This window comes from Paenibacillus sanguinis 2301083 = DSM 16941 (genome assembly GCF_000374825.1).
Taxonomy (GTDB): Bacteria; Bacillota; Bacilli; order Paenibacillales; family Paenibacillaceae; genus Fontibacillus; species Fontibacillus sanguinis.
Map to the genome: position 1 here is coordinate 180,865 of NZ_KB895379.1, position 18,710 is coordinate 199,574.

Genomic DNA, 18,710 nt, shown 5'->3' on the forward strand with positions numbered 1-18,710 from the left:
AAGCGTTTTAAAAAAACGCACATCGGAAGCATAAGCTTTGGTCCTGAAATTCGACTTTTTGAACACGCACTTATATAACTTATATGCGTTGGCAAAAGGGAGTATGTCCTGCTCAAAAAAAGACCCCTCCCGGTCAAGCGGAAGGGATCGGTACTTATACCAGATTAGCTTCTGATCGGCTAGATGATTGGCCCTGACGGCTCGACCGGCTCTTGATGTGCAGACGAGGCTACATGCACATGATGTTCACCCGGGAACATGGACTGAATTCTGTCGATCACTCCGGGAACCGCATCGATAATTTTCTCGACGAGATGGGTCTGATTATCCAGAGGTACGATGTGTACTCCCGGCTTGCCGACAACGAGGAACGCTATCGGATTAATCGAGACGCCACCACCGCTACCGCCACCAAAAGGTCTGTATGCACTATGTCCTTCCGTGGAAGAGCCCGAGGCATGCTTCGCATGTCCGTCATCAATGTTAAAATCGCTGCCCCCGGCAGCAAATCCAAAGCCCACACGGCTGATCGGCAAAATAACACTACCGTCCGGCGTTTCCACCGGCTCGCCAACAATCGTATTGACGTCAACCATATCCTTGATATTCTCCATAGCCGTTTGCATTAGCCCTTGAATAGGATGGTCAGCCATTTCTTCACTCCTCCCTTCACTTTTAGCACGCGAACTCCAAGCAATAGTCCAGCATATATAGCATAACCGCAGCGAATTTGTGCTATGCAGCGGACTTCCGTGGAAAATAACGGCGCACGGTCAAACACGGGAACAACAAACAACTTAGGACGTTGCTTCAACGAAACATAGCAGGTCAGCCACCCAATCAAAGTGGTCTTGACCCCCCATAAGACCCCGGTCAATGTAGCAGTATGAGCAGCGTCCTGTAAGCCGATATTGGTGGACCAATCCAGCTTGTGGAAAGTAATATGCCTCAGCGTAGCCTTAATCCAAACGCGAAAGCCCTTGGTCGCCTCAAGCACCCGCTGAACCTCATCCATCCATTTTTCTACCTTATCCCGGTTCACCTTCGGCTTACTGCTCGAAGAATCTTGCTGCAAAATGTTCTCCGGACGGTCTCGCTCGAATTGCAGGCCCTCCTTCCAATTTTTCAACCGGATGGAGGGAACCTGATAATGGATATGTACTAGGCCGTACAACAGGTAAATATCGAACAGAATCAGATCGTCCCGGTTCTGCTTCTTCATCGTCAAATGAATCGTAATGGTAGACAGCAAAATCAAAGCAGCTAGAATCAGCAGCAGGATCAGGATGCCTCCGAGCCAAATCCACACGGGAAAGCCCTCCATACCTATCAGATAAAATGCTCCCATATAGTATGGCTTCCCAAAAAGAAAAAAATTCCTGAATTCTGCCTTTAATTATGCATTCCTAACGCAAAAAAGCTGCCTCGTTCCGCTGACCGACGGTGAAGGAAAAAACGAGACAGCTTGGCGAACTTATTTTAAATTTTCTCCAACTCCTCTGGCAACGGCTGTGTCTCATCGTCAACATCGTCGAATGTTAACTGCTGCTCCTCCAGCTTCTGGAAAAGCAATTGAGTCTCTTCTTCAAGCTGGTCGGTACTCTCGTAGTCAGCTAGATCTGGCAAGTCCTTAAGCCCCGCTAGGCCGAAATAATCCAGAAAAGCCTTCGTGGTTCCGTACAAAATGGGCCGACCAATCGCTTCAGCCCGGCCAACCTCCTCAATCAAATCCTTATTAACCAGAGAATGAATGGCGCGTTCCGATTTGACCCCGCGAATCTCTTCAATTTCTACCCGGGTAATCGGCTGGCGATAAGCCACGATGGACAAAGTCTCAAGTGCGGCTTGAGATAAAGACGATCTTGATGGCGAGTAAGCCAGGCGTTCAAAATAGGGCGCATGATCCGGTAACGTCGCTAATTGATAATGACCGGCAATATGAACAATTTGCAAGCCTCTTCCGGTTCGTTTGAAGGAGTTCTTCATATCGAGCAGAGCATCCGTAATCACTTCCTGACGTTGCTCCGTAACTTCTGCCAATTGCTTGAGGCTTAAGCCCTCCTCTCCGGCTAAAAACAATAGCCCCTCAATAATCGATTTCAGTTCCTTGAAGTTCATCTGTCTTTCCTTCCCCTCTCCACTCCATGACAATATCGTCAAACAGCTTGTTCTGAAAGCAAACAATCTGTTTCATCTTCATTAACTCCAGTACGGCTAAAAAAGTAACCACAATCTCATGCCGATACATCTCCGGATGCAGCAGCTTTGAGAATAGCAGTCTACCTCCCTTGCCCGATTGCTCCAGCGCAGATATTACATCCTTGATCCGGTCCTTGACCGAAATCTCGTCGCGGTGAATACGTGCCACAGTGTTGCGCTTGGAGGCTCTGCGCAAAGCTTTCTGAAACACAGCGATCAAATCGCTAGCATGCAGCCCCTTCACCGGATTCTCCTGCACCTCTGGCATAAACGGCGTCAAATCCTCAGGTTCTTTGGAGAAGATCAAACTGCGCTCCCATTCACGTTCATGCAGATGCTCGGCGATGCCTTTATATTTGCGATATTCAATCAGCTTGCGAATGAGCTCGTCCCTAGGGTCCTCTTCATCCTCCAGCAAATAATTGAATTCATCGTCCAATTCAATGACAGGCGGCTTGGGCAGCAATTGCTTGCTCTTGATAGACAGCAGCGTGGCTGCCATGACCAGAAATTCACTAGTCACCTCCAGCTCAAGCTCCTGCATGTCATGCAAATATTCGAGATATTGGTCCGTGATCTCACTGATGGAAATCTCGTTAATGTTAATCTCCGCTTTATCAATGAGATGCAATAATAAATCAAGCGGACCCTCGAAGGTTTCCAGCTTGTACGTTACTGTCGTCAATGAACATCCTCCACCCATAGCCAAACATATATATAACTAATTTTACCTTAAAAAACGGAGTTACAAAAGATGCGATCTCCTTCTCTCCAATATAAGAAGGGTATTACACACAAAAAAAATGTAGTGCCCTGAAATCGGACACTACATTCAAGTAAGCATTATTTTAATTGTTTCGTCAAGTTGGCCATCTCAATCGCGGACATCGCTGCGTCCCAGCCCTTATTTCCGGCTTTGGTGCCCGCCCGTTCAATGGCTTGCTCGATATTTTCCGTAGTCACCACACCGAAGATCGTAGGCACACCAGTCTTCAAGCCTACGGCTGCCACGCCCTTAGCAACTTCGTTGCAGACATAATCATAATGGGTCGTTGACCCACGAATGACCGTTCCCAGTGTAATAACCGCATCGTATTTGCCGCTCTCGGCCAATTTTTGCGCAACAAACGGAATTTCAAATGCCCCTGGAACCCATGCTACATTAATTTCCTCTTCCTTCGCCCCATGGCGATTCAAGGCATCCAAAGCACCCGTCAGCAATTTGCTGGTAATAAATTCATTAAATCTGCCTACAACAATTGCGTAGTTTAGTCCTTCCGATACTAAATGTCCCTCAAATACGTTTGCCATCTCTCATCATACCTTTCTGTATATAAAATAATAATTAACCACTAAATATAGGAAGTCTCGTCTTGCTCCAAATCGTCGAATTTAAGCAAATGCCCCAATTTGGCTTGCTTAGTATGCAGGTACTTGGTATTGTCTTCATTTTCCTTCATTTGAATCGGCACACGCTCGACAACTTCCAGCCCGTAGCCCTCCAGTCCTTTGATTTTGCGCGGGTTATTGGTCATCAACCGAATTTGGCGAACACCCAGATCTTTCAGAATCTGCGCCCCGATGCCATATTCCCGCAAATCTGCCGGGAAGCCAAGCTTCAGATTGGCATCTACGGTGTCTAATCCCTGCTCCTGCAGCTTATAGGCCCGCAGCTTGTTGATTAATCCAATACCACGTCCCTCTTGGCGCATATACAGCAATACACCTCGACCCGCCTCTTCAATTTGACGTAAGGCAGCTTCAAACTGCGGACCACAATCGCAACGGTGGGAATGGAACACATCCCCGGTCAGGCATTCCGAGTGCACTCGCACCAACACTGGCTCATCACCGCTAATGTCTCCTTTAACCAGGGCCAGATGCTCCTTCGTATCCACATCGTTCGTATAAGCAACTGCTTGGAATTCGCCGTAGTCAGTTGGCATATGCACCTCGACCTCGCGGTTGACCAGCTTCTCCTTTTCGTTCCGATAATGAATCAAATCCTTGATGCTGATCAGCTTCAAGTCAAATGTCTTCGCAAGCTCAACCAAGTCAGGCAAGCGGGCCATCGTTCCATCTTCCTTAACCACTTCGCAAATCACCCCGGCAGGGTAAGCTCCACACAGGTGAGCCAAATCCACAGCCGCTTCTGTATGGCCTGCGCGCCGCAGCACGCCACCCTTCTTGGCAATCAGTGGGAACATATGCCCCGGACGCCGGAAATCTGACGGCTTGGCCTTGGGGTCCATAATGGCTTGCACCGTCAAGGAACGTTCGTATGCCGAGATGCCGGTCGTAGTATCTTTATGGTCGATGGATACAGTAAAGGCGGTGCCATGATTATCCGTATTTTGTGCCACCATCGGCTGCAAGTCCAGCTCCTCAGCCCGTTCGGACGTAATCGGGAGACATACCAGACCTCGTCCCTGGGTAATCATGAAATTAATGACCTCAGGCGTCGCCTTCTCAGCTAATGCAATGAAATCTCCCTCATTTTCCCGATCCTCATCGTCCACAACAATAATCACCTTGCCCTGCATCAGATCGTCAATGGCTTCTTCAACACGGTCCAATTTAATAGCGCTCATGCCGGTTCCCTCCTATGTTTTCTTTCCACTGCACATTCTAAATTTTTACATAAATCCATTCGCTGCCAGGAAGGGCACGTCGATGCCTTCCGTCCGTTTCTGACCATCCTGCTCCACTTCATTCTCCGCCAATTGGCCAAATCGCAGCATATGCTCCACGTATTTGCCTAAAATGTCGCATTCCAGGTTCACCGTATCCCCGGGCTTCTTAAAGGCCAATACCGTTTGTGCCAGCGTATGCGGGATAATGGAAATCTTAAAGCTGCCGGCATTTGCCTCCACCACCGTCAGGCTGATTCCGTCCACTGCAATCGAGCCCTTTGGAATAATGTATTTGAACAAGGATGAATTGCTGGGCTTAATCTCATAAACCACTGCATTCTGATCCCGGTTAATACTCCGGATCGTTCCCGTCCCGTCGGCATGCCCCTGAACGATATGACCGCCAAAACGGCCGTTCGCTGCCATCGCCCGCTCCAGGTTCACCCGGCTTCCCAGCTTCAAATCCTTCAAATTGGTATTGCGGTAGGTTTGCGGCATTACATCTACGGTGAAAGAAGTCGCGTTAAAAGAAATCGCGGTCAAGCATACGCCGTTAACGGATATGCTATCGCCCAATCTCAGCCCTTCTGTAACCACACTTGCCGAGATGCCCAGCAACATCGCTTCACCCTGCCGGTTGATCGATTTCATCGTTCCGATCTCTTCTACGAGTCCCGTAAACATCAAGCATTCCCTCCTTCACGGAGCCGACGACCCGATTAGCTCCAGTCTGTCCTAAAGCCCGCTCAGCCATATCCAGCGCCAAGCCCATGTAATACTCGTCATCGATGACCTTCATCCGTCCCACTCCTCTTTTCCCCTTACAAACCCTAACAAGCAAAAACAACCCTGCCGTAATCCGGCAGGGTTGATATGAGAGTGATTCTACGCAAGTCAAAAATTAGCTGTTGTCAAATCTTATCCTATCTTAAATTAACAAGACGGATCGACAAATTCAACAAAGCAAAGCTGTTACTCCACCAGCTCACTTCTCCCATTGTGAAAAGTAGAACTTTGCCGAGTAAAGCCCTTGGTTCCTGACACATCGACGGTTTAGCCTATGTGTCACTTGCGTTTTCCTTCTCCCATCCAGACTATACTGTCGGTCCCGGAATCTCACCGGCTCAGCCGCATATGCTTGCTTCAAACATAATACGGGTCACGGACTTGTGCTCAGAAGAGCCATCACCGTCGGTGGGGAGTTGCACCCCGCCCCGAAGGATTACAATTATTTTGTTAGTTGCTTTCGGGCTAATGTTATCATCCCGATACAGAAAATGCAAGGGCTCCTGTCGCAATTTGCCTAACCAAGCCAGTGACTTGCAAGGCAAATTGCTATCATTTATTGGTTAAAACTCAAACCTGAAATAAGTATGATACCGTTCATGATGAACTTGGTGAAGCGGAACAAAACGAATGCCATCCACAGTAAACTCAGGCCCCGTCATACTTGGCTCTAGCCGCCGGACAAACTCTTCGGTACTACAAGACCAAGTCAATAATTGTTGCCCTTCGTGAAGAGCAGCCATAATGTAAGGCCCGTAGCAAACACTCTTTATGCGAGCATCATCCGGTGCCGCCATCCATCTGATCGCATAGGGAAACAACAACTCAATTCGATCTCCATCATGAGCTTGCTGCAGTACAAGATAACCGTCTTTGATGTCTACCTGCTGCCGCTTACCGTTAATTGTGACCTCAGGCAAGCCCTTTATCCACTCCGGAATTCGGAAATGAATCCGTATTTCTCGTCCTCCCGATAGGATGAATGCCGCCGTGTCTGCCAGCTTCTCCCGCTTCCGGGTTTGAGAAAGTGTTATGCCTTGCTCCTCCCACTCCAGGATGGACGGAATGTACAAATTGACATATAGCGTATCACCATCATGGAAATATATACTCTCCTGATACTTAAAGTGGTTTTCCAGTCCAGTGCCATGGCAGCAGGTATTCTCGTGTGTGTCAAATTTCTTGCAGGACCCCGGCGCCAGCGGCAGGAAATAGGTGCTCCCCCCCTCAGCGCACTGATTATTTTCTGTGGCCAGGATATGATTGTAGAGCGTCCTTTCGTAGTAGTCCATGTACTCTGGCTTTGGCTCAAAGCTGTACAGCTCCCTTGTCAGCTTCAGCATGTTGTAGCTGGCACAGGTTTCCGCCGTTTTGTCTGTCAGATAGGCAGCAATTTTGCCAGGCTCACGGAACATTTCCGTCTCCCCCACGCCACCGATCGAATAGGCATGATCTTCGATAACCATTCGCCAGAAGTTCTTGGCGGCCTCATAATACGCTGCATTTCCTTCCGCCTCGTATAGCTTCAAAGCTCCGATGATTTGCGGTATATGCTGATTCGCATGCATATCGCCCAGAGTGTCCATGTTTGCCTGCATTGGAAATAGCAGCTTTTCGTTATCGAAGTATTTGGCAGCTTCCACGTAGTGTGCCTCATTTGTAATCAGATATAGCTGGGTCATCACTTCATTCATTCCGCCAAATTCTCCGGCAATATAAAGCGACCACATTCGCTGGAGCTGCTCCTGGGATAAGCGGCTAAGCCGATGATGCACCCAATCTCCCAGCCGGGCACATATTTGCAGGGCCGCTTCCTGACCCGCCAGAACGTAGCATTCCAGCAGGCCAGCCATAATTTTGTGCAGGGTATAATAAGGCGCCCAGATCGTGGGATAAGTCGAATATTGCTCCAACAAATCAAATTGCTCTTCCGAATAGGCGCTGAGAAATCGCGAATGCACCCCAGGCATCGCCGACATCGCCTGTTGGCAGCAGTCCAATTGCTCAATCATATATTCAATCTTCGCTTTGACCGCCTCGCTTCCCCCCGTAGCATGGTAAGCCAGGGCCAAGGCTGACAAATAGTGACCTGTTGTATGACCTTTCAGGTTACATTCCGGAGCGTCCCAGCCGGTCATGGGCTTGGCCCCTTTGACATCTAACCCGGCAGCTATGCGAAAATTATATAGCATTTGATCATCGTCAACGGAACAGATATACTCCAGAGAACGGTCCATCGCATCAGCAAATTCCGTGCCTGGTTCCAGAGATACGCTTTGCCCATTAAACACATGAACCTTCTTCTGGGGCAAAGCAAGCTGATCGACGGCTTCCACTACAGTAATTTTCGCTTCTGTCTCCCAATTGCTATTCTCCAAGCGCCCCTTGACAATATACCTACCATTCAGAATCCATTTGGTCCAATCGGCTTTCTCCCAAACGACATTATGAACCGTACGACTGCCCGTATCATTTCTGACTACAACAACACCGGGCAATTGGGGAACCTCACCTTCTTGCACACGCAAATCCACCGGATAAACCTCAACAATTTCAGCTTTATATTCTTCTTCCAGCACGGTAGCCTCAAACGTCTTCTGCACGCTTTCCCCTTCATAAGTGACGGTCGCCACTAGCGGAATGATACGATTGCCTACTCCATGAGAAGGCCTGGTTACCTTGCCCGTATGGCTGATAAACAAAGTTTCTCTGGACTCCCAAGTAATTATTGAACCATTTTGCCCTTTTACCGGAAGCTGCAAGTCGGTATCCACCGTGTACAAATTGCCGATATATATACCTTCACAGTCAAGCCGCGCTATCTCTAGCCGCCGCTCCCTAGCTGCATTCCTATCCATCTGTGTCATCCTCTCTTTTCTCTAAGCCTGCTTCAGATTTCCCAGCTTGTTCTTCACCCAATTCTTGCCTTCAACAATTCGAGACATTGCCATGCAAATCGCCGGATCGCCCGTTACGTTAACCATAGTGCAGAGCGGATCTGTAATCGTCCCCATAATTACGAGAATTGGCACCGCTTCCATAGGAAAGCCGAAGGCTGTGCAAATAAACATTTCCCCGATAAAGCCCCCGCTAGGAATGGTTCCGACAATAATGCCGCTAATCAAAGCCACTAAAATGGCTGTAACCATATCCGCCGGGCCCATGGTCAGGTTGAAGATGCCGAACAGGAAAACGATTTTAATGATTTGCACAGCCACGACACCATTCTTGTGCATGCTGGCCCCTAGCGGAATGATAATATCACTGATCTCATCAGGAATACCCATATCCTTCACAGCCAGCCTGTTCACAGGGATACAGGCAGTGCTGCTGCAAGTCCCCATCGCTGTCGTCATCGGCAACCAGATGTTCTTCCAATAGCGCTTCAACCCGGTTCGGCCCCCGCCATAATACGATACGATTACGGAGAACAGGATGAAAAATAAAATGCAGAATATAGAATAAATGATTGCTGCCCGCCCAACGGACCATACCACCTGATTGCCCACATTACCGATTAATGTCGCAAAATAACAGGCAATACCGACCGGAGCATAATACATGATGATGGATACTACCTTGTTCAAAATGGCTGACAAGCTATGAAGCAGCTTGGCAACAGGTTCCCCCGCTTCTCCAATTGAACTGACGGACACGCCGAACAAAATGGCAAATACGATCAAGGCCATCATATTTTTTAAAGAGAGCAGTTCCACAAAGTCAGGAACCGTAAACAAACGAACAAAATCCAGAGAAGTGCCATCCACCTGTGCCGCTTCCCCAAAGGTGACGTCCGAATTCAGCGCAGGATTAAACACCAGGCCGCTGACTAAGGCCAGCACAGCAGTAATTAATCCTGTTACGACGATAACCATGAAGAAGAGACCCAAAATCTTTCCGAGCTTCTTCAAATTAGTCATGCTGGCGATAGAACTCGCAATGGAAACAAAGACAAGCGGAACAATGATACAGAACACCAAATTCAAAAATACATCCGCAAAGGGCTGCAGAACGGAGGCTCGCTCACCGAGAATGGTTCCGGCAATTCCGCCTATCAGTACACCGACCAGCAAAATGATTGAAAATCGATAACTTTTCAAAACTTGCAACATGTTGTTCTCACCTCAACCAGGAAGTAAAATGCTTTCGTAAAATAATTAATGCGCTTTCAAAACTTTTTCATCGTCGACGGAATGAAAGTTTATACGTTAAGTATGCCGTGGCGAAAAGGAATTTAAAATTAGCAAAATGAACATAATATAGGTCAATATTAACCTGTAAAATATAACATTATGCGCATTTTACATTTTTCAATGGATTGAATATCCCCCCACATCTCCCTTGTATATTGCTATTTCTACATTTCTCATGTAACATTTTATATAATAAAATCAGCACAGGAGTTTTAGAAATGTCATATATTAATTTCAGTTGTCCGCCTCTGCCCCATTTGATCGTGGGAGGATTATCGCTATTCCGCAAGGGCGATATTCATGAGCGACGTATTCTCAACAATACCTTTGACTTGATCTTCGTCTTCAGCGGGACTCTGTACCTGGAGGAAAATGGGCAAAAGTATATCGTCGAGCCTGGCCATTTTCTTATTTTGCCCCCTGACCATCTGCACAAAGGCTTTAAGCCATGTACAGAGGACACGACCTTTTCCTGGATTCATTTCTCAACAACAGGCAGCTTTTCTTATTCGGAAAGCCCCCTATACTCCACGTCCACAAAAATGAACAAGCATAAGTATTATAAAAAAGATACCTTCTACATTTCACTGCCCCATTACGGGATGATCGACAAGAGCCTGCATGATGTGCTGAAGAGCCATATGGAGGATATATCTCAAGTTAAAATCGATAAATATCATAATGAAAAGCTGTTTTACGCCTCTACCATTTCGCAGATTCAATATCAACAGCTCTTTCTTAAAATTCTGACTATTTTTTGCGAATCCAATGAGCATGCTCAAGATAAGGATGTCGCTGCCGAAATCTACGACCTGTTCATGCTGAATTATCAGCAGGGCTTTAATTTGAATGAGCTGGCAGCACAATTCTCCTTCCATCCCGCTCATATTATTCGCTGCGTTAAGAACAAGTACGGGATGAGCCCGCTGCAATTGCTGCTATCCATCCGATTGAACAAAGCAAAGCAACTATTAGCGGATCAGGATCAGACCGTGAACTGGATTGCCGCTGCCGTTGGCTTCTCTGATACTTCGTATTTTTGCAAGCAATTTAAGAAAGTCATCGGCATGACTCCACTGGAATATCGCAAAGCTGTCCATACCCGCCAGTCTGGTGAGCAATCATAAAAAGTACTGGGCCACGCACATAGTAAATTCTTGATTCTCTTACAAAAAAAGCAAGGGTGTCTCCGCTGCCAAAGTGGCAGTGAAAGCACCCTTGCTTTATGATTAATTTGCGTATTCAAAAAGATCGCTTTTTGAACTCCCTCTTCAAAAGTTATGCCTTAAGCTTCGTCCCAAACCGTAACTTCCTTCATTTTGTCGCCAGGACGAACGTTGTCTACATGATCCATACCGGAGGTTACTTTACCAAATACCGTGTGGACACCGTCCAAATGAGGTTGTGGTTCATACACGATGAAGAACTGGCTGCCGCCTGTATCCTTGCCGGCATGAGCCATCGACAATATGCCGCGTCCGTGCTTCGTCACATTCGTAGCTGTTTCACATTTGATGGTATACCCTGGTCCACCTGTGCCAGTTCCGTTAGGACAGCCGCCTTGAGCTACAAAGCCCGGAATGACGCGATGGAAGGTAAGCCCGTTATAGAATCCCGAATTTGCCAGCTTCTCAAAGTTGGCAACCGTTCCCGGCGCTTCCTCAGGCAGAAATTCAATTTCTACCTCTCCGCCTGTTTCCAATACAATCTTGCCTTTTTTCATATCGTACACACCTTTCTTATTAACAAAAACTTTGACAAACCTCTTACAGTGTACTAGAAAATGGGGTTGCAAGCAAAAAGCAAGGCCGAAAAACTTACGCCGCAGCGGAAAGTTCCTTTCAGCCTTGCCGATTGCTTGATATTATGAAAGGGCTGCTTATTTCAAGGATGGTTCCTTGGCGATTCGTTCCGGAATCACATCGCATGAAATCAAATCCTCTAGCGACTCCCGCTTCACAACCAGATCGCTGTGTCCCTCTTGTACAAAAACAACAGCCGGACGGCGAATCCGGTTATAGTTGCTCGCCATGGCATAATTATATGCCCCGGTACATGCAACAGCCAACAAATCCCCGCTGTTCGTCTTCGGCAACTCAACATCCCAGATAAGCATATCGCCGCTTTCGCAGCATTTACCAGCAATGGAGACCGTCTCTTCGTTGGCTTCATCAGCCCGGTTGGCCAGCATCGCTTCATATTTGGAGCTGTACAAGGCCGGACGTGGGTTGTCCGTCATTCCGCCATCTACGGCCACGTATTTACGCACACCAGGGATTTCCTTGCTGGTTCCTACCGTATAGAGCGTCGTTCCGGCATCACCTACGATACTCCGGCCCGGCTCCACCCAGATCTCCGGCAATTGTGGATAAGAGGCAAAATGCTGCTTCACCGCATCCGTAATAGCACCAACATAATCGGATACAAGTAGCGGGGTATCTTCCTCGGTATAACGAATACCGAAGCCACCCCCTAAGTTAACTACTTTGAATAAAACATCCAGCTGCTGCTTCACCTGCATAGCAAAAGCCGCTACCCGCTCTACAGCCAGCTCAAAGCCACCCACCTCAAAGATTTGCGAGCCGATATGGGAATGGACTCCCAAAAGCTGCAAATTTGCACTTCGGTTGGCCAGATCGACGGCTTCCAGGGCCGAGCCGTTCCCGATGTCAAAGCCGAACTTGGAATCCGTTTGGCCTGTAGACATATATTCGTGTGTATGAGCTTCCACCCCAGGGGTTACACGCAATAGGACATTCACTGTAATGCCTTTCTCAGCGGCGATCGCTTGCAGCATGTGCAGTTCAACGAAGTTGTCCGCTACAAAGCAGCCGATTCCGGCAGAAATCGCCATTTCCAATTCTTGAGGCGTCTTGTTATTGCCGTGAAAGTGGATTCGCTGTGCGGGAAAACCCGCTTGAAGAGCCGTAAACAATTCCCCCTCGGAGACGACGTCCAAGGACAGGCCCTCCTCCTCGGCCAGCCGGCACATCGCCATGACGCAAAATGCCTTGCTCGCATAGGCCACCTGAAAGGTCAGACCCGACGCACGAAAAGCATTCATATATTCACGGCATCTTTGCCGAACAAGGGCTTCATCTACGACATAAAGCGGCGTGCCATAGGTTTGTTTCAATTCTACCGCATCGCAGCCGCCAATCTCGAGATGGCCATTTGCATTAATCTTGCTGGTACCGTGTAAATACATCCTAAGTCCTCCACTTTTAAATTTTACACCAGTATAGCAAATAACGACGAATGTGAGAAATGGATTTTTCGGAATAACATTTGTGTTATTTGTAAGACAGGCCGGAGTCCTTTATTTTTTGCCCGGCATTCTGGTATCATCCCTTGGCTTGTTATACGACGGTCTTTGCTTCGAAGTCATCACCGGAACGCGCAGCAGGACAGCGGCCATCGCCTTTGCATTAAAGGGTATAAATGGCCACAAATAAGAGGAGTTATTGGAACGCCGCAAGGTCAGCAGTACGATAAATGCTGTAGTTCCAATCACAAAGCCTGGCCCCCCGAATATCGCCACGACCAATAGCAATCCAAGCCGGACAATGCGATTAGCCAGGCCCAATTCATAGCTGGGTGTAGCGAACATCCCGATAGCAGCTACGGCCATATATAGCACCACCTCATTGACAAATAGCCCCGTTTGCACGGCGATATCGCCAATGAGAATCGCAGCGATCAACCCCATAGCGGAGGCTAACGGAGTTGGGGTATGCACTGCGGCCATCCGCATCAGGTCAACACCGAACTCCACCAGGAGAAACTGGGCGATCAACGGAATTTCCGCTTGCTTCTCCGGACCGATAAAGGCTAATGAGGCGGGCTTAAACTCCGGATGAACAACAATCAACAGCCATAGGGGCAGCAAGAATAGCGAGGCAAATACACCAAAGAAGCGCACCCAGCGCAGGTAAGTCCCCATAAACGGTGTTTGCCGGTTCTCTTCAGCATGTTGGCATAAATCAAAGAAGGTCGTCGGTAAAATCATGACACTTGGCGAAGTATCCACAAATACCACCGCACGCCCCTCCAGCAAATGAGAGGCGACCACATCAGGCCGCTCGGAGTAGCGAACCAATGGATAAGGGTTCCAGCCCCGGTTGATGATCGCTTCCTCCAATTGTTTGTCCGCCAGCGGAATGCCGTCAATGTTGATTTCCTTAATTTTTTCACGGATGGAATCCACCAGCGTCTTATCTACAATATCATCAATGAAGGCAATACATACATCCGTTCTAGTCCGGCGTCCCACGCCCATCATCTCGAATTTGAGCCCAGGGTCCCGCAGGCGGCGGCGAACCAAGGTAATGTTCGTCACCAAGGTCTCCGTGAAGCCATCGCGTGAGCCACGAACCACCCGCTCCAGTGACGGCTCTTCCGGGCTGCGGACCGGATATTGCCGTGTATCCATCACCAAGGCTGTCTGCTCGCCCTCCAGGAACAGTACGCTATTGCCTGTCAGCACTTTGTTAATGGCATCGCTGAGCTTTTCCGTCTTATCCACCTGAATGTGAGGAATATATAGCTCAAAGAACGAGCGAAGGGCCCCTGTTGATAAATCCTCGGGCGTCAAATAAGTCAATCGCTTGATAATCTCTACCATCACATCTGATTGGGCGAACCCGTTAACAAAGAACAACCCCGTCTTCTTGCCGCCAAAGGTCATCTCGCGGAAAACAATATCAAAGCTACTCCCGAGTCCAACCACTTCTTCAAGCGTATGCCTTGTGGTCGACAAACTGCGGCTGATGTTATCGCTCTTCTGCCAATACCGTACCGATTCCTCTACGGAATCGGACATTTCCCGCTCCCGCTTTTGTTGGGCTGATTCTCTTCCCGAGGAGTCGGCATTGTCCTTCTCCTGAGTACCCGGCTCTTCTCCCGAATCAAAGTCCGGGATGCCTTGCATATGCTTTAGTTCATCCTGAGAGCTTTCATTCGTATCGCGTTCCATCATACCGCTCGCTCAACCTCCATCACTTCCATATTTACGGCCTGTACCAAAACCATTCAAATAACGATCCTGCTGTCTTGCCAAATACCATAGCCAACAGCAACCCGAATAAATACCGCTTCATATGCAGCCTCTTGGCCAGGATAGGCAAGACATTCAGCACCTCGGTCAATGCAGCCGCCAGCATACCGACGAACACACCGTTGAACATGCCAACGACCCCGGTCAAAATCGGGGGACCTGCCAGTCGCCAATCCCAGAAATCCGCCACAGTACCAAGTACCGCGCCACCAATCATCGCGCCTTCGTACCAATGGACCCTGTTGTAGCTTCGTGTCACCTGTGCCAGCCGGGGGATCATGTCAAGCACGATGAACAGGGCAATCACGCCGGCGCCAACAGCAATGCCTCCGGCCAACCCCAAAAATATGGAAATCGCCGCTGCTACACCTGCCATCAAGAACCCTTCTCCACAGCTTCGGCTTGCTGCATTTTTTTATATTCCTCAGCAACCACATACTGGTTCAGATTCTCTTGATAGAGGAACATCTCCACCTCCAGCGGGGTTGGCTCCTCATTCCATTTTTTCTTGAACAAATGATTGAAGAAGACGATCATCCCGAAGCCGATGCCCAAGGAGTAAGCAGCCTGAAACAGATAGGGATGCTCATCCCGCTCACCCGTAATCATTTCGACAATCCGTACCTGTACCTCCGGCATGCTGACATCCGCATGAAAATTCATGATCGTCAAAGCCGCTCCAAAGAACAGCAGCAGCCATACGAGTACAAACAACAGCAGGGAAGCCGGCTTCTCCTTGCGGATCATTTCCACCAGTACATGTGGTTCTCCAATCCACTCGATGCGTTGCCCGGGGTAACGATTCCGCAGAATGGAGATAACCTGGAGCATATCTATGACAATCAGGTTGCCATCCCGCTGCTCGGGTTGAACCAGCACCAGTCTCAGCAGCTCGGATTCCAGCTCCGGCGCCGCCAGTATCCGGGCGACGTCGCCCAGCCGAATTGGCACTCCCGCCGGAAGCCCTACCTGCTTGCGGAGTCGCAAATATATGATGGGCACAGGCACAGCCTCCCGCTTCATATGCCCCCTCCTTCCGCTTCGTATTGCCCATAGTATGCCAAAGCAGGGGCGCCTTTACTCCCGTTCGGTAGTCATGCACGTGAAGAGATGCCCTAACATGCCTAAGGACCTCCCATACCACAAAATAGCGGGTATTGAAGGTCCTTTATTGAACGTATTCATTATTGTGCGTGGTGAACAAGCTGAGACAGGCTCCCCATTGTTCACCACACTTTTATTGTTGCATCTACAACGTAACCGCTGTATCCAGCGCAACCTCCATCATTTGCTTGAACGTTGTTTGTCGCTCCTCCGAAGTAGTCTCTTCCCCCGTTAACAAATGGTCGCTTACGGTCAAGATCGTCAAAGCATGAACACCATATTTGGCTGCTAGCGTATAGAGTGCTGTTGTCTCCATTTCGATACCAAGCACCCCGTATTTCATCAGCAGTTCGGTGATGCGGGTATCATCACGGTAGAACATGTCGGAAGTGAAGATATTGCCGACATGCAACTTTAGTCCTTTCTCTACCCCTCGCTCGTAAGCGGCCTTCAACAGCGGAAAGCTCGCAATTGGCGAGTAGTCAAAGCCGCCAAAAACATGGCGGTTCATGCTGGAATCGGTACATGAGGCCTGAGCCAAAATAACGTCCCGCACGTGCACATGCTCCTGCATACCACCGCAGGTGCCAACCCTAATCAGATTCTTCACACCATATTCCCGTATCAGCTCGTTTACGTAAATGGAAATGGAGGGAACGCCCATCCCCGTCCCTTGCACGGAGATCCGTTTCCCTTGATAAGTACCGGTAAAACCAAGCATCCCGCGCACTTCATTGTAGCAAATCACGTCGCTTAGATACGTGTCCGCGATAAATTTGGCCCGCAGCGGGTCCCCTGGCAGCAGAATGGTCTCTGCAATATCTCCTGTCTTCGCCGCAATATGTACACTCATATGATAATAGTCTCCCTTACACAAGATTAGTCTCCGCCTCTATTATAAGGGATGAGCCCTCAAAGGGAAAATCCCCTTCGGGCGACAACCCAGCCATAGCCGATTGCCCAAAGGGGACGTGCCTCCACTTCCGCTCCGCTGCTGAAGTCCCTAGCTTCATCGGGGCTTAAGCGTTTTGAAAAAAACGCACATCGGAAGCTTAAGCTTCGCTGCTGAAAGCCTGACGTTCGTACTACAAGTACACTTGTCACATCACTGTGCAATTTGGTCGCGTATGCTCTGCAGTATTTTTTTCTCCAGCCGGGACACCTGAACTTGAGAAATACCAAGCCGCGTGGCCACCTCGGATTGTGTCTGATCACGATAATACCGCAGATAAACAATCAGACGCTCACGTTCCGACAGACCGTCGATAGCTTCATGCAGAGCCAGCTTGTCAAACCAGCGCTCCTGAGATTCATCGGCAATCTGATCCATAAGTGTAATCGGATCACCGTCATTCTCAAACACCGTCTCATGAATCGATGCCGGTGGCTTATTGGCCTCCTGAGCAAATACTACATCCTCGGGAGTGACTCCAAGTTCCTCCGCCACTTCCTTGATGGTTGGCAAACGGCCCAGCAGCTTGGATAACTCATCTTTTTTCTTGCGCACCTTATTCGCCATTTCCTTGAGTGAACGGCTTACCTTCAATGTCCCGTCATCGCGTAAGAAACGCTGGATTTCCCCGATAATCATCGGCACCGCATAGGTCGAAAACTTCACATCATAGCTGAGATCAAACTTATCTACCGACTTTAGCAGACCGATGCAGCCGATTTGAAACAAATCTTCGGGTTCATACCCCCGGTTCATAAAGCGCTGTACGACAGACCAGACCAGACGTATGTTGCTGTTCACCAATCGGTCTCTGGCGGCACCGTCCCCCGATTGGCTCAGAGCAATCAGCCGTTTCACTTCCGCATCTTCCAAAAAATCTCGCGAGGTTTGCTTCACTTCGGCATCCATAGACCCAACCCCTAATTGTATAAAGCTTTCTTGGATACAATCCTTTTCTTCATCCGAATACGGGTGCCACCGCCCATTTCGCTATGCACATCAAACTCGTCCATAAAATTCTCCATAATCGTAAACCCCATGCCCGAGCGTTCCAGTTCAGGCTTGGAGGTATACAGCGGCTGCTTGGCCAGCTCCAGGTCCTCGATACCGCGACCCTGATCCTCAATGATTAAGGTGATTGTATCCCCTTCAATCTCAGCAGAGATCGATACAACCCCCTCCGGATTGCCGTCATAGCCATGAATGATGGAGTTGGTAACGGCCTCGGATACAACGGTCTTCAAATCCGTAATTTCCTCCATCGTCGGGTCCAATTGCGAGACAAAGGCTGCGACAGTAACCCGGGCAAAGGATTCATTCTCGGATTTGGCCGCAAACTTAAGCGACATGAAATTGCCGGCTTGATGATCTGCGCTCACAACGCCACCTCCAAATCCGTCAGTGCCAGTTCCTCGTTCTCGAAGATCGGCATAATTTTGAACAATCCGGACATTTCAAACAGACGATAGACCGGTGGGTTGACATCGCAGATTACCATTTTGCCGCCCTTTTGCTTAATGAGCTTGTATCTGCCGAGGATGACGCCAATGCCGGAGCTATCCATAAACAGCAGCGATTTGAGGCTTAGAACCAGGTTCCGGCAATTGCCGCGCCCAATCTCTTCATCCAACCGCAAGCGGATATCGTCCGCAGTATGATGATCCAACTCCCCACTTAAGCGTACGATCAACGTCTCGCGGTGTCTTTCCATTTCCACTTGTAAATTCAACTCTGTTCACTCTCCTCCCTGACATGAACACAACAATTCTACGATCTCGCTTTCGATT

20 protein-coding genes and 1 riboswitch are annotated in these 18,710 nt (G+C 48.8%); of the genes, 1 reads left to right on the forward strand and 19 read right to left on the reverse strand.

Features of this window, described 5'->3' with window-relative positions; all coding sequences use genetic code 11:
- Nucleotides 1-179 precede the first annotated feature (179 nt).
- The 10 genes from ytfJ to C557_RS0108655 form a co-directional block, all read right to left on the reverse strand.
- On the reverse strand, nt 180-653 hold the full coding sequence (ytfJ, locus tag C557_RS0108615; RefSeq protein ID WP_018751451.1) for a GerW family sporulation protein: 474 nt from the start codon (nt 651-653) through the stop codon (nt 180-182).
- A complete protein-coding gene (locus C557_RS0108620) occupies nt 626-1,348 on the reverse strand; it encodes a DUF2953 domain-containing protein (RefSeq protein WP_018751452.1) in 723 nt (240 codons plus the stop codon). Before C557_RS0108620 ends, ytfJ begins: the two co-directional genes overlap by 28 nt.
- 131 nt (nt 1,349-1,479) lie before the next feature.
- Nucleotides 1,480-2,118, reverse strand: a complete 639-nt coding sequence (gene scpB / locus C557_RS0108625) for an SMC-Scp complex subunit ScpB (protein WP_018751453.1) — start codon at nt 2,116-2,118, stop codon at nt 1,480-1,482.
- Nucleotides 2,087-2,902 (reverse strand): segregation and condensation protein A, encoded by an 816-nt coding sequence (locus C557_RS0108630; protein ID WP_040676610.1) that lies wholly within the window; start codon nt 2,900-2,902, stop codon nt 2,087-2,089. Before C557_RS0108630 ends, scpB begins: the two co-directional genes overlap by 32 nt.
- A 140-nt stretch (nt 2,903-3,042) precedes the next feature.
- A complete protein-coding gene (gene ribH, locus C557_RS0108635) occupies nt 3,043-3,510 on the reverse strand; it encodes a 6,7-dimethyl-8-ribityllumazine synthase (protein ID WP_018751455.1) in 468 nt (155 codons plus the stop codon).
- A gap of 41 nt (nt 3,511-3,551) precedes the next feature.
- Nucleotides 3,552-4,790: a bifunctional 3,4-dihydroxy-2-butanone-4-phosphate synthase/GTP cyclohydrolase II gene (locus C557_RS0108640; RefSeq protein ID WP_018751456.1), complete on the reverse strand. Its 1,239-nt coding sequence runs from the start codon at nt 4,788-4,790 to the stop codon at nt 3,552-3,554.
- A gap of 45 nt (nt 4,791-4,835) precedes the next feature.
- Nucleotides 4,836-5,516, reverse strand: a complete 681-nt coding sequence (ribE, locus tag C557_RS0108645) for a riboflavin synthase (protein WP_026263377.1) — start codon at nt 5,514-5,516, stop codon at nt 4,836-4,838.
- The gene (locus C557_RS24925; RefSeq protein ID WP_018751458.1) at nt 5,458-5,631 is read right to left on the reverse strand and encodes a hypothetical protein; all 174 of its coding nucleotides are present in this window, start codon (nt 5,629-5,631) and stop codon (nt 5,458-5,460) included. The genes ribE and C557_RS24925 overlap by 59 nt, the downstream gene beginning before the upstream one ends.
- A 274-nt stretch (nt 5,632-5,905) precedes the next feature.
- Nucleotides 5,906-6,058, reverse strand: a riboswitch (FMN riboswitch).
- A gap of 123 nt (nt 6,059-6,181) precedes the next feature.
- Nucleotides 6,182-8,476, reverse strand: coding sequence for a beta-L-arabinofuranosidase domain-containing protein (locus C557_RS0108650; protein ID WP_018751459.1), 2,295 nt, complete (start codon nt 8,474-8,476; stop codon nt 6,182-6,184).
- A gap of 21 nt (nt 8,477-8,497) precedes the next feature.
- Entirely contained in the window at nt 8,498-9,730 is a 1,233-nt protein-coding gene (locus C557_RS0108655) for a dicarboxylate/amino acid:cation symporter (RefSeq protein WP_018751460.1), read from the reverse strand.
- A 299-nt stretch (nt 9,731-10,029) separates the two neighbouring features.
- Between C557_RS0108655 and C557_RS0108660 the strand changes: the two genes are divergently transcribed.
- Nucleotides 10,030-10,938 carry a helix-turn-helix domain-containing protein gene (locus tag C557_RS0108660; protein ID WP_018751461.1) on the forward strand — a complete coding sequence of 303 codons (909 nt, stop codon included), beginning with the start codon at nt 10,030-10,032 and terminating at the stop codon, nt 10,936-10,938.
- A gap of 158 nt (nt 10,939-11,096) precedes the next feature.
- On the opposite strand, the gene C557_RS0108665 is transcribed toward C557_RS0108660, so the two are convergent.
- The 9 genes from C557_RS0108665 to spoIIAA form a co-directional block, all read right to left on the reverse strand.
- Nucleotides 11,097-11,534, reverse strand: coding sequence for a peptidylprolyl isomerase (locus tag C557_RS0108665; RefSeq protein ID WP_018751462.1), 438 nt, complete (start codon nt 11,532-11,534; stop codon nt 11,097-11,099).
- A 156-nt stretch (nt 11,535-11,690) separates the two neighbouring features.
- Nucleotides 11,691-13,019 (reverse strand): diaminopimelate decarboxylase, encoded by a 1,329-nt coding sequence (lysA, locus tag C557_RS0108670; RefSeq protein WP_018751463.1) that lies wholly within the window; start codon nt 13,017-13,019, stop codon nt 11,691-11,693.
- A gap of 111 nt (nt 13,020-13,130) precedes the next feature.
- Nucleotides 13,131-14,789 carry a spore germination protein gene (locus C557_RS0108675; protein WP_018751464.1) on the reverse strand — a complete coding sequence of 553 codons (1,659 nt, stop codon included), beginning with the start codon at nt 14,787-14,789 and terminating at the stop codon, nt 13,131-13,133.
- A 31-nt stretch (nt 14,790-14,820) separates the two neighbouring features.
- Complete coding sequence (locus C557_RS0108680; RefSeq protein ID WP_018751465.1) at nt 14,821-15,243, reverse strand: stage V sporulation protein AB; 423 nt, start codon at nt 15,241-15,243, stop codon at nt 14,821-14,823.
- Nucleotides 15,243-15,890 (reverse strand): stage V sporulation protein AA, encoded by a 648-nt coding sequence (locus tag C557_RS0108685; protein ID WP_018751466.1) that lies wholly within the window; start codon nt 15,888-15,890, stop codon nt 15,243-15,245. The genes C557_RS0108680 and C557_RS0108685 overlap by 1 nt, the downstream gene beginning before the upstream one ends.
- Nucleotides 15,891-16,116: 226 nt before the next feature.
- Nucleotides 16,117-16,824, reverse strand: coding sequence for a purine-nucleoside phosphorylase (gene deoD, locus C557_RS0108690; protein WP_018751467.1), 708 nt, complete (start codon nt 16,822-16,824; stop codon nt 16,117-16,119).
- Between the two features lie 252 nt (nt 16,825-17,076).
- A complete protein-coding gene (gene sigF, locus C557_RS0108695) occupies nt 17,077-17,832 on the reverse strand; it encodes an RNA polymerase sporulation sigma factor SigF (RefSeq protein ID WP_018751468.1) in 756 nt (251 codons plus the stop codon).
- 11 nt (nt 17,833-17,843) lie between these two features.
- Nucleotides 17,844-18,272, reverse strand: coding sequence for an anti-sigma F factor (gene spoIIAB / locus C557_RS0108700; protein WP_040676663.1), 429 nt, complete (start codon nt 18,270-18,272; stop codon nt 17,844-17,846).
- A gap of 26 nt (nt 18,273-18,298) precedes the next feature.
- Nucleotides 18,299-18,652 carry an anti-sigma F factor antagonist gene (spoIIAA, locus tag C557_RS0108705; protein WP_018751470.1) on the reverse strand — a complete coding sequence of 118 codons (354 nt, stop codon included), beginning with the start codon at nt 18,650-18,652 and terminating at the stop codon, nt 18,299-18,301.
- Nucleotides 18,653-18,710 lie beyond the last annotated feature (58 nt).

What these genes read in the sequence shown, in the direction of transcription:
- ribH (WP_018751455.1), bottom strand. Translation starts at nt 3,510, where the DNA reads ATGGCAAACGTATTTGAGGGACATTTAGTATCGGAAGGACTAAACTAC.
- deoD (WP_018751467.1), bottom strand. Translation starts at nt 16,824, where the DNA reads ATGAGTGTACATATTGCGGCGAAGACAGGAGATATTGCAGAGACCATT.
- C557_RS0108620 (WP_018751452.1), bottom strand. Translation starts at nt 1,348, where the DNA reads ATGGGAGCATTTTATCTGATAGGTATGGAGGGCTTTCCCGTGTGGATT.
- C557_RS0108665 (WP_018751462.1), bottom strand. Translation starts at nt 11,534, where the DNA reads ATGAAAAAAGGCAAGATTGTATTGGAAACAGGCGGAGAGGTAGAAATT.
- scpB (WP_018751453.1), bottom strand. Translation starts at nt 2,118, where the DNA reads ATGAACTTCAAGGAACTGAAATCGATTATTGAGGGGCTATTGTTTTTA.
- C557_RS0108640 (WP_018751456.1), bottom strand. Translation starts at nt 4,790, where the DNA reads ATGAGCGCTATTAAATTGGACCGTGTTGAAGAAGCCATTGACGATCTG.
- sigF (WP_018751468.1), bottom strand. Translation starts at nt 17,832, where the DNA reads ATGGATGCCGAAGTGAAGCAAACCTCGCGAGATTTTTTGGAAGATGCG.
- C557_RS0108650 (WP_018751459.1), bottom strand. Translation starts at nt 8,476, where the DNA reads ATGGATAGGAATGCAGCTAGGGAGCGGCGGCTAGAGATAGCGCGGCTT.
- ytfJ (WP_018751451.1), bottom strand. Translation starts at nt 653, where the DNA reads ATGGCTGACCATCCTATTCAAGGGCTAATGCAAACGGCTATGGAGAAT.
- C557_RS0108675 (WP_018751464.1), bottom strand. Translation starts at nt 14,789, where the DNA reads ATGATGGAACGCGATACGAATGAAAGCTCTCAGGATGAACTAAAGCAT.
- spoIIAB (WP_040676663.1), bottom strand. Translation starts at nt 18,272, where the DNA reads ATGTCGCTTAAGTTTGCGGCCAAATCCGAGAATGAATCCTTTGCCCGG.
- C557_RS0108685 (WP_018751466.1), bottom strand. Translation starts at nt 15,890, where the DNA reads ATGAAGCGGGAGGCTGTGCCTGTGCCCATCATATATTTGCGACTCCGC.
- C557_RS24925 (WP_018751458.1), bottom strand. Translation starts at nt 5,631, where the DNA reads ATGAAGGTCATCGATGACGAGTATTACATGGGCTTGGCGCTGGATATG.
- C557_RS0108630 (WP_040676610.1), bottom strand. Translation starts at nt 2,902, where the DNA reads ATGGGTGGAGGATGTTCATTGACGACAGTAACGTACAAGCTGGAAACC.
- C557_RS0108660 (WP_018751461.1), top strand. Translation starts at nt 10,030, where the DNA reads ATGTCATATATTAATTTCAGTTGTCCGCCTCTGCCCCATTTGATCGTG.
- C557_RS0108655 (WP_018751460.1), bottom strand. Translation starts at nt 9,730, where the DNA reads ATGTTGCAAGTTTTGAAAAGTTATCGATTTTCAATCATTTTGCTGGTC.
- C557_RS0108680 (WP_018751465.1), bottom strand. Translation starts at nt 15,243, where the DNA reads ATGGCAGGTGTAGCAGCGGCGATTTCCATATTTTTGGGGTTGGCCGGA.
- ribE (WP_026263377.1), bottom strand. Translation starts at nt 5,516, where the DNA reads ATGTTTACGGGACTCGTAGAAGAGATCGGAACGATGAAATCGATCAAC.
- lysA (WP_018751463.1), bottom strand. Translation starts at nt 13,019, where the DNA reads ATGTATTTACACGGTACCAGCAAGATTAATGCAAATGGCCATCTCGAG.